Annotated in this window: 5 protein-coding genes; 1 reads left to right on the top strand and 4 read right to left on the bottom strand. The window is 50.1% G+C overall.

Going from position 1 to position 4,429, the window contains the following annotated elements; translation table 11 throughout:
- Positions 1 to 240: 240 nt before the first annotated feature.
- The gene (locus CAG65_RS10740) at positions 241 to 780 is read left to right on the top strand and encodes a PadR family transcriptional regulator (protein WP_161453623.1); all 540 of its coding nucleotides are present in this window, start codon (positions 241 to 243) and stop codon (positions 778 to 780) included.
- A 110-nt stretch (positions 781 to 890) separates the two neighbouring features.
- On the opposite strand, the gene cysE is transcribed toward CAG65_RS10740, so the two are convergent.
- The 4 genes from cysE to CAG65_RS10760 all read right to left on the bottom strand — a co-directional run bounded on the left by cysE (position 891) and on the right by CAG65_RS10760 (position 4,039).
- Positions 891 to 1,712 carry a serine O-acetyltransferase gene (gene cysE / locus CAG65_RS10745; protein ID WP_021704527.1) on the bottom strand — a complete coding sequence of 274 codons (822 nt, stop codon included), beginning with the start codon at positions 1,710 to 1,712 and terminating at the stop codon, positions 891 to 893.
- Between the two features lie 72 nt (positions 1,713 to 1,784).
- Entirely contained in the window at positions 1,785 to 2,822 is a 1,038-nt protein-coding gene (gene gpsA, locus CAG65_RS10750; protein WP_161453624.1) for an NAD(P)H-dependent glycerol-3-phosphate dehydrogenase, read from the bottom strand.
- Between the two features lie 135 nt (positions 2,823 to 2,957).
- Positions 2,958 to 3,425, bottom strand: coding sequence for a protein-export chaperone SecB (gene secB, locus CAG65_RS10755; protein ID WP_021704529.1), 468 nt, complete (start codon positions 3,423 to 3,425; stop codon positions 2,958 to 2,960).
- A gap of 179 nt (positions 3,426 to 3,604) precedes the next feature.
- Positions 3,605 to 4,039: a rhodanese-like domain-containing protein gene (locus CAG65_RS10760; RefSeq protein ID WP_021704530.1), complete on the bottom strand. Its 435-nt coding sequence runs from the start codon at positions 4,037 to 4,039 to the stop codon at positions 3,605 to 3,607.
- Between the last annotated feature and the right edge of the window lie 390 nt (positions 4,040 to 4,429).

The following is a 4,429-nucleotide window of genomic DNA, read 5'->3' on the forward strand; positions in this document are numbered from 1 at the left end:
TATTCTACTTTATGCTTATTATTTAGATATACTAGTTTCCCTCTGCGGGAACACAATCATACCCATATATCCGCAGTCTTCGATTTACATATCGATCTAGGTGATAAACGGCTTATAAGGTGACATGACCAACATTGATGTTGGCGTTGTTTGAGTGAACTGATGATGAAGTGCCTTTAGAAGCACAACGGTAACTCGAACAGTTGTTTTTTGAGTTTATTGACCATTTGGATTGAAGACATGTCATTACCACACGTTATCCTTACTGTTCTGAGCACACGAGATGCCACCGGATACGATATCACTAAAGAGTTTTCCGCCAGCATCGGCTATTTCTGGAAAGCCAGCCACCAACAAGTATACCGCGAGCTGAACAAAATGGCTCAAAATGGTCTGGTGACCTGTGTATTAGAGCCCCAGGAAGGCAAGCCAGATCGTAAGGTTTATTCTATTACAGATGCCGGCCGAAGTGCGCTGGGTGAATGGTTCGATCAACCGACCGCTCATCCGACCGTACGCGATGAATTTTCTGCCAAACTGATGGCCTGTTCTGTGCAAGCGGCTGACCCATTCCGAGCTCAACTGGCGGAATTGGTCGAAGAATCACGTAAACTGGTTGCCCATTATCAGGAAATCGAAGCGGCTTACTACTCCACACCGTCTACCCTGGACAAGCATCAGCGTCTGGAACGCTTAACACTGCGTCGCAACCTGCTGGTGCGCAAAGCGTGGATCAGCTGGGCTGATGAAGTGCTGGCGGAGCTGGACGCGTTAAGCTGACATCCGGCTAACGGTTTAAGGGAAGGCTCGGCCTTCCCTTTTTATTGCATGTGGCTCAGCCACAACAAAAAGGCGCACTCAGTGGTGCGCCTGGTTATCTTGTCTACGGCTTAAATCCCGTCGCCGCCAATAAAACTTTGCGAGCGACCATTGAACTGCTGGTCCATATCCAATGACGGTTTATCCGTTTTGGGCCGTCCAACAATCTTAGCGGGTACACCGGCGACTGTCGTATGTGGCGGCACTGGCTGGAGCACCACCGAACAAGAGCCAATTTTCGCCCCTTCTCCGACCTCAATATTGCCAAGAATTTTAGCCCCGGCCCCAATCATCACCCCTTCACGGATCTTAGGATGTCGATCGCCACACTCTTTCCCCGTACCACCGAGCGTTACGTCCTGCAAAATGGACACATCATCTTCCACCACGGCCGTTTCACCGATGACGATTCCTGTCGCGTGATCGAGCATGATCCCACGGCCGATGCGAGCTGCCGGATGGATGTCCACCTGACACGCCACCGAGATCTGATTCTGAAAATACGTCGCCAGTGCAATCCGGCCTTGCTTCCATAACCAGTTGGCCACCCGATAGCCCTGCAGAGCATGGTATCCCTTGAGATACAGCAATGGCATGGAATACATCGACACTGCCGGGTCACGGTTCACCGTTGCGCAGATATCACAAGCGGCCGCTTCGGTGATACACGAGTCGCTGTTAAACGCTTCTTCGACAACCTCGCGTACCGCCATGGCAGGCATGGAGGCGGTATTCAGTTTGTTCGCCAGGATGTAACTCAATGCGGCGGCCAAACTCTCGTGCTTAATGATGGTGGCATGGTAAAAGCTGGCCAGCATGGGCTCCTGCTCAGACTGCTCGCGCGCTTCCTGCACGATTGCTTTCCACACCCTCTGTTTTTCGCAATGTTTCATACTCGTTCCCGACCACCCAGCCTGCGTGACGATATGCCTTCATCGTCCCCACAGCGGGCGTTTTACGTGTGTCTATTTCCCTTCCGCTTTTTTATCGCGCGCCAGCAAATCCTGTGCGGCTAAGCGGGCATCTTTACCTTGATACAATACTTGATAAATCTGGTCAACTATCGGCATCTCAACACCCATCCGGCTGGCCAACAACCAGACTTCTTTGGTATTGCGGTAACCTTCGACTACCTGGCCAATCTCTTGTTGCGCCGTATCGACGTCTTTTCCCTGCCCTAGCGCGAGGCCAAAGCGGCGGTTCCGCGATTGGTTGTCTGTACAAGTCAGCACCAGATCACCCAATCCTGCCATGCCCATGAAGGTTTCAGGTTTGGCCCCCAGTGCCGCGCCCAGGCGTGACATTTCCGCCAAACCTCGGGTGATCAGTGCCGTACGGGCATTCGCCCCAAAACCAATCCCATCGGACATGCCTGCGCCAATCGCAATGACGTTTTTCACTGCTCCGCCCAGCTGCATGCCGATAAAATCATCGTTGGCATACACACGGAAGGTCTTACTGCAGTGGATTTTTTCTTGCAGGTCACGCACAAACTCGGTATCCGGTGATGCTACCGAAATGGCCGTGGGTAATCCCATCGCCAGCTCTTTAGCAAACGTCGGACCGGACAATACTGCTAGCGAATAACCTTCACCCAGTACATCGTGCACCACTTCTTTCAGCAGACGCCCCGTTTCCGGCTCCAGCCCTTTGGTTGCCCAGCACAAGCGTGTGTCTGAGCGCAAATGCGGCTTGATGTTACCCAGTACAATCCCAAACACATGACTGGGCACCACGATCAGCAGATCACGACTGGCCTGCACCGCGTTACGCAGATCCGCTTCGATTATCAGTGACGGTGGGAAGGCCACATCAGGCAGAAAGGCATGGTTAGCGCGCTCAGCTTCCAGACGCGCCATATGCTCGGGATCATGCCCCCACAACACCACATTGGCACCATTTCTGGCCAGAGAAATGGCCAGGGAGGTACCATAGGAGCCCGCTCCCAGCACGGTCATGGCGATCTTTTTTCCGTACACATTATTCGCTTGTGACTCTGTCATCGATTTATCCACTCAAGTCTTTATTGAATAATAAACAAAAAATGCACAACGCATCGCTTTAAACCGATACTTTGTGCATTTTAATCTGCTTACTGCGGCGCCAAGCTAGCTTAACTCAGCGTCTGTACCGCGTGATTAGGCTTCCGCCTGACCTTCTTGCTGCGCTTGCTGCTGCAGGTAGTTCATGAACAGCGCATCGAAGTTGACTGGCGCCAGGTTCAGTTGCGGGAATGTGCCTTTTACGACCAGACTGGAGATAGTCTCACGTGCGTATGGGAACAGGATGTTTGGACAAAACGCGCCTAAGCAGTGCGCCAGTTGACCGGCTTCCATTTTTTCCGCTGTGAAGATACCACCTTGCTGAACTTCACACAGAAACGCCGTTTCTTCTTCGTTTTTCACTGTTACCGTCAAGCGAAGCACAACTTCGTACACACCTTCGCCCAACTCACGGCTTTGTGTGTCGAGATCCAGTTTCACATCCGGGTTCCACTCTTTCTGGAACATGATTGGTGAATTCGGCGCTTCAAACGACACATCTTTCAGGAAAATACGTTGAATTGCGAAGTTCTGTGCGTCTTGTTGTGGTGCTGCTTCAGCCATGGTTTTAATCCTTAAAAATTCTGTAATATCGAGTCTGGAATCAGACTAACGGAGAGACGTTACCATGACCAGATGAAGCAACCATTACGTGGAAAGCATCACATCTCTGGCAGGCAAACGCTGCCTTTTTAGACAGCGTCTCTCATATCAATGCATGCAAGGCGGGAGCCGAGCCGGAATTACTTTTTGCCACGAACCAACGGCAGGTTCGCTTCATTCCATGCAATCAGACCGTTCTTAAGCAGATTGACGTGTTCAAAGCCCGCTTTGGCCAGCAAGTTTGCACTTTCTTGCGCAGTTTGGCCGGTTTTGCATACCACAATGATTGGGTCAGATTTATGATTTTCAAGGCTACCTAAGTTACCCGCTTTGATGTCCGACGGCAAAATGTGAAGCGCATCGGTAATATGACCTTTTTTGAACTCGTCCTTAGTACGGATATCCACCACCACACCATTGTGGCGATTCATCAGTTCCGTAACCTGTGAGGCCGAGACCTCTTTATAAGCGGCACTCACTGACTTCATAATATTCATGATAAGGGCAATCACTAAGCCCGCCCATGCCAGCGAAAGAATCATATTTTGTTGAAAAAACTCGAAGTACTCTTGCATATTCTGTGCTCTTGCATGTAAAGGGCTGACATGTTCAGCCCACGTTGAATTCAGTCACGAAGTATAACGAGGATAGCCCGCCGAGGCGAGAGTTAAGGTACCGGAATCCTAGACCGGTTAACGTTACTCTCTGGCGCTCAAGTCACAACGTCCAATGACAGCTTCTCATCCATTTTGCTTGTGGAGACCATATTCACGCCAAACCAACAAATAACAATTCAATCACTAAACAAATACCCACAAATATAATGTGAAATAACCGCACCATTGAAAAATTAAATTTAATTGCGTGATATATATTCCACATTATGGATCAAAACTCTTCTTAATATTATAATCACCGCCACCATCATGACGTTAACGCATAACATCACTTAATCACCCGCATGG

Origin of the sequence: Vibrio sp. V39_P1S14PM300 (assembly GCF_009904765.1) — a bacterium.
Lineage (GTDB): Bacteria > Pseudomonadota > Gammaproteobacteria > Enterobacterales > Vibrionaceae > Vibrio > Vibrio proteolyticus.

Bases quoted from the DNA above. Each gene is read 5' to 3' on its own strand.
- gpsA (WP_161453624.1), bottom strand. From the start codon at position 2,822: ATGACAGAGTCACAAGCGAATAATGTGTACGGAAAAAAGATCGCCATG.
- CAG65_RS10740 (WP_161453623.1), top strand. From the start codon at position 241: ATGTCATTACCACACGTTATCCTTACTGTTCTGAGCACACGAGATGCC.
- secB (WP_021704529.1), bottom strand. From the start codon at position 3,425: ATGGCTGAAGCAGCACCACAACAAGACGCACAGAACTTCGCAATTCAA.
- cysE (WP_021704527.1), bottom strand. From the start codon at position 1,712: ATGAAACATTGCGAAAAACAGAGGGTGTGGAAAGCAATCGTGCAGGAA.
- CAG65_RS10760 (WP_021704530.1), bottom strand. From the start codon at position 4,039: ATGCAAGAGTACTTCGAGTTTTTTCAACAAAATATGATTCTTTCGCTG.